At 68.7% G+C, this 4,993-nt stretch carries 5 protein-coding genes; all 5 read left to right on the top strand.

The window, feature by feature from the left end:
* On the top strand, positions 1 to 562 hold a 562-nt coding region (locus VB716_RS01205; protein ID WP_323269516.1), incomplete at its 5' end, for a TrmH family RNA methyltransferase.
* Positions 563 to 588: 26 nt separating this feature from the next.
* Positions 589 to 1,650: a serine hydrolase gene (locus VB716_RS01200; protein ID WP_231597760.1), complete on the top strand. Its 1,062-nt coding sequence runs from the start codon at positions 589 to 591 to the stop codon at positions 1,648 to 1,650.
* 200 nt (positions 1,651 to 1,850) lie between these two features.
* Entirely contained in the window at positions 1,851 to 3,239 is a 1,389-nt protein-coding gene (locus VB716_RS01195) for a DUF3370 domain-containing protein (RefSeq protein WP_416223843.1), read from the top strand.
* Between the two features lie 58 nt (positions 3,240 to 3,297).
* A complete protein-coding gene (bchI, locus tag VB716_RS01190) occupies positions 3,298 to 4,386 on the top strand; it encodes a magnesium chelatase ATPase subunit I (RefSeq protein WP_322757459.1) in 1,089 nt (362 codons plus the stop codon).
* 12 nt (positions 4,387 to 4,398) lie between these two features.
* Positions 4,399 to 4,863: a crossover junction endodeoxyribonuclease RuvC gene (gene ruvC, locus VB716_RS01185; protein WP_322757460.1), complete on the top strand. Its 465-nt coding sequence runs from the start codon at positions 4,399 to 4,401 to the stop codon at positions 4,861 to 4,863.
* Positions 4,864 to 4,993: the final 130 nt, after the last annotated feature.

The following is a 4,993-nucleotide window of genomic DNA, read 5'->3' as shown; positions in this document are numbered from 1 at the left end:
GGCCACCAGCGGCCGGCTCGACGCGCCACCCCTGCCGCTGTTGCCTCCAGGCGAGGCCCTGCGCTGGCTGCTGGGGGGCTCAGCAGCGTCGGGGCCGACCGCACCCTCCTCGGCCCAGGCGGCGATGGCGGCACCCCTGGCCCTGGTCTTCGGTCGTGAGGATCGGGGCCTCAGCAACGACGAGTTGCTGCAGGCCGGCCGGCTGCTGCAGATCGGCACGGGCGCCGCCTACGCCTCGCTCAACCTGTCCCATGCCGTGGCGGTGGTGTTGCACGAGCTGCACGGCCTGCGCAGCGCGGGGGGACCAACGTCCTCTCCTCCCGGCACCGTCGGGGCGGAGGATCCCGGTGATCCCGCCACCCGGGCAGCCCTGGAGGCCAGCCTGGAGGATGCCGAGGAGCTGCTCCTGGAGGTGGGGTTTCTCTATCCGCACACCGCCCATGCCCGCATGGCCAAAGTGCGGGCCCTGCTGCAGCGCGCCCAGATCGACGAGGGCGAGGTGGCCCTGCTGCGCGGCATGGTGCGACAGCTGCGCTGGGCGAGTCGGCGGGGAAGCCCTTAGCGTCAGCCCAGCCATTGCTGTTCTCCGTGAGTGCCGGCCGTCCGCCTCGATCCAGCACCAACCGCTGGGGGCAACCCCTGAAGCTGGTTCTGCGGCTGCTGGTGCTGGGGGTGGGCCTGGGGGTGATCACTGGCACCACCTTGAAACTGCTGGCCCCCCGCCTGGCCGATGGCGCCATCCAGAAGCCTCTGGCCGATGCGAAGGTGGCCGAGAACGGCATCAAGAGCCTGCCGCTCGGCAGCTTCGAACCGCGCCAGGAGCTCACCGCCCTCAGCCAGAAATGGAGCCAGCAGGCTGCCGTCCACAAGGACCTCAAGGTCAGCGGTTTTCTGTTGGTGCTTGACGACGGCCGCTTCGCCCAACTTCAGCCTGACCTGCCCTTGCCGGCGGCCAGCTCGATCAAGACCCCGATCCTGTTGGTGGGACTCGAGGATTACGACCACGGCAAATTCCGCTGGAACGACCCACTGCCCCTCACCAAGGAGGTGGTGGGCGGCGGAGCCGGCTGGATGGCAAGCCGGCCCGTGGGTACCCGCTTCCCCTTCTACGAGGCGGCCACCGAAATGATCCGTGTGAGCGACAACAGCGCCACCAATCTGCTGATCAAGCGGGTGGGTGGCAAAACGGTGCTCAATGCCCGCTTCCAGCAACTGGGGCTGCCGGCCACGGTGGTGAACAACTGGCTGCCGGATCTGAACGGCACCAACACCACCAGTGCCCGGGATCTGGCCAAGTCGATCGCCCTGGTGGACACAGGCCAGAAGCTGAGCCAGCGTGCCCGCGACCTCTTCCGGGAGGTGATGGGAACGTCTCGCACCAACACCCTGATCCCTCTCGGACTGCTCCAGGGGCTGGGCAAGGATGCCGCCGATCCCGACAGCGAGCTGCTGAGCTTTGGGATCACCGTCTACAACAAGACCGGCGACATCGGCATCGCCTATGCCGATGCGGCCCTGATCCAGTTGCCCACCGGACAGCGGGCGGTGGCGGCCTTCATGGTGAAAGGTCCGTTCAATGATCCCCGCTCCACTGATCTGATCCGTGCCATGGCCGGTGCTGTGGCCCAGACCCTCGTCGGTCGCCGATGAGTGGTTCCCCTCCTCCCCAGAACGCGCCCTTGGGCGCCCTGTCTTTGCTCCGACTGCCGATGCTGCGCCCGCCGATGACGCGTCCTTCCCTTGCCCGCCCGCAACCTGATTGCCATCCGCCGACCCGCCAAAAGCCGGCCTTCCTCAAGCCTGTTGTCCAGTGCCTTCGCGTCCTGAGAGCGCCTCTGCTGGGACTGCTGGTGCTGAGCGGGAGCGCAGCCCTGCCCCTGGCGGCGCAGCCCAAGGCGGAGTCCAGTGCCGATGCCAAGCCGGCGGAGCCGCCGCCGCCCCAACTACGGCGCCAGAGCGTGCGGCCCCTCCCCGGCGGGCTCGATGCCGTGCCGATGATCAACGACAACAACCCCGAACTGATCCGTGGACCGGGGATCCTGCTGTCCACCTTCGCGCCGGCAGGACGGGGCGTACCGCAGGCCCACCTCAACCTGCCCCTGAACGGCCGCTTCGACCTGTTCAGCCACCACGTCTATGCCGGCAAGCCGGAGAGCCTCGATTCCACCCTGTGGCTGGCCGTGGTGGCCGCACCCCGCGGCAACCACCCGGTGACCCTGCGGTTGCTCAGTGGCTCCACGGCCCTGTCCCAGTCGCTTGATCCGGCCCAGCCCTCCGCCCCCTTCCTGCCCCTGCCGGAGTTGTTGCAACAGGGCTCAACGCCGGTCTTCTCCGGCCCAGGCAGCCGGGTGGCCACCGAGCTTCTGCAGCGTTACCGCAGTCCCCTGTTCCCGGAGCGCTGGACCCTGGCGCCCGGCAGCCTCACCACCTTGATGGTGCTGGAGATCCCCGTGCGTGGCCTCGACCCGCTGCTGAACGGCCGCAACCTGCAGTTGCGCCTTCAGAGCGATGGACCGGTGGATGTGGCCACCCTGGCCACCTTCGGCGATCTCGACACCCCGCCAGGCAGCGAAAGCTGGCAGGCCCTGCTCGAGGGCCCACTCAGCCCTCGCGAGCACACCCCTACCCCCCGCGGCCATAAGGGCGGAATCATCTATTCGCGCGTCAGCGGCGTACAGACCGGCAGCACCTGGCGTGGCCAGATCAGTGATCCCGGCAGCCCTTATCTCTCAGTGCGTCAGGCGCCGATCTCCTGGCCAATTGCCTCCCTGGAGCGGGGCAGCCTCGGCACGGGCCAGGTGCAGACGGCGGAACTGGCGGGCTTCTACCCCGGCACCGCCTGGGCGGCCCATGGGAACTACGGGGTTGAATACGACCTCAGCCTGCCGTTACGAAACGACACGGCCAAGCCGGTCCAGTTGCAACTGGCCCTGGAATCGCCGATCAAGGCGGACCAGGCCCAGGGTGGCCTCCGCTTCAATTCAGTGCTTCCGAGGGCCGTGATGTTCCGCGGCACGGTGGAGGTGCGGGGCCTGGACGATGCGGCCGGCAAGCCCGCCGGTCGGCGAAGCTTTCATCTGGTGCAGCGGGCCGGCCAGGCCGGCCCGGCTCTCGGGCGCATCAGCCTGGCGCCTGGCCAGGTGCGGCAGCTCCAGGTGCGGCTGATCTACCCCGCCGATGCCACGCCGCCGCAGGTGCTCAGCCTGCTGCCGGTCGAGCCTGACCCCCAGAGCCTGTGAAACAATCCGCTCCAATCGGCCCTTGCGGGCCCCGTCCCTCCACCGTGCAGGCAATCTCGTGAGTCAAGTCCGGAAGCGCCGGGTCTTCCCCTTCACCGCCATCGTGGGGCAGGAGGAGATGAAGTTGGCCCTGCTGCTCAACGTGATCGATCCCCGCATCGGCGGGGTGATGATCATGGGCGACCGGGGTACGGGGAAGAGCACCACGATCCGGGCCCTGGCCGACCTGCTGCCCGAAATCGACGTGGTGGCGGGCGACCCCTACAACAGCTCTCCCTTCGACCCCGACCTGCAGAGCGCCGAAGTGCGTCAGCGGGCTGAGCAGGGCGAAACCCTCCCCACCGAAGCCCGCCAGGTGCCGATGGTGGACCTGCCCCTGGGCGCCACCGAAGACCGTCTCTGCGGCACGATCGACATCGAGAAGGCCCTCAGCGAGGGGGTGCGCGCCTTTGAGCCGGGGCTGCTGGCCAAGGCCAACCGCGGTCTGCTCTACGTGGATGAGGTGAACCTGCTCGACGACCATCTGGTCGACGTGTTGCTGGATTCGGCCGCTTCGGGCTGGAACACCGTGGAGCGGGAGGGGGTGAGCGTGCGCCACCCGGCCCGTTTCGTGCTGATCGGTTCGGGGAACCCCGAGGAGGGCGAACTGCGGCCCCAGCTGCTGGATCGCTTCGGCATGAGCGTGGAGGTGCGCACCGTGCGTGATCCCGAGCTGCGGGTGCAGGTGGTGGATCAGCGCACCGCCTTTGATGACGACCCCGATGGCTTCAACACCGCTGTGCAGACCACCCAGGAGGCCCTGCAGGCGAGGGTGGTGGAGGCCCAGCAGCGCCTCGGATCGGTGGTGATCGACGATGACCTGCGCATCCGGATTTCGGGAGTGTGCGGCGAGCTCGACGTCGACGGTCTGCGCGGCGACATCGTCACCAACCGGGCGGCCCGGGCCCTGGCCGCCTTCGAGGGGCGCACCGAGGTGAGCGAAGACGATGTGGCCAGGGTGGTGGCCTGCTGCCTGCGCCACCGCCTGCGCAAGGACCCGCTGGAGCAGATCGATTCCGGTGATCGGGTGGTGAAGGTGTTCTGCAAGGTGTTTGAACGGCCTGTGAGCAGCGATCGGCGCGACTTCGAGCTGGCGCTGGCCGGCTGACGGCCTGCCGGCATGCGCATCATTGGTATCGACCCCGGCCTGGCCCGTGTGGGCTACGGCGTGATCGACACCAGTGGAGGCCTGCAGCGCATGCTCGACTGCGGCATCATCCGCACCGATCCGGGCCGCAGCGAGGGGGATCGGATGGTGGAGATCGCCCGGGACCTCAGGCTGCTGATCCGCACCTGGCGGCCCCAGCTGGCGGCGGTGGAGAAGTTCTTCTTCTACCGCTCCAGCACCACGATCTCGGTGGTGCAGGCGCGCGGTGTGCTGATGATGACCCTGGCCCGCTTCAAGGTGCCGGTCGTGGAATTCCCTCCCATGCAGATCAAGCTCGCCCTGGCTGGCTCGGGCCATGCCGAGAAGCAGGAGGTGCTGGAGGCGGTGATGCGGGAATTGCAGCTGGAGATCCCGCCGCGGCCGGACGACGCCGCCGATGCCCTGGCTGTTGCCCTGACGGGCTGGTTCCAACGCTGAGATGGCGGACCCGCTAGATGCCTGCCCCAGCACCAAGGTGCAGCTGCGCACCCACTGGCGGACCCGACGGCGCGCCCTGCTGCCAGCTGCCGCAGCCGGCCTGGCTGCCATGGCCCGGCGCCACCTGCCG

Origin of the sequence: Synechococcus sp. CCY9201 (assembly GCF_034931105.1) — a bacterium.
Classification (GTDB): domain Bacteria; phylum Cyanobacteriota; class Cyanobacteriia; order PCC-6307; family Cyanobiaceae; genus CBW1002.
Note: the sequence above shows the minus strand (reverse complement) of the source record. Positions and strands in the feature narration are given on the sequence as shown.

Coding starts and splice junctions, on each gene's coding strand:
- ruvC (WP_322757460.1), top strand. CDS start 4,399: ATGCGCATCATTGGTATCGACCCCGGCCTGGCCCGTGTGGGCTACGGC.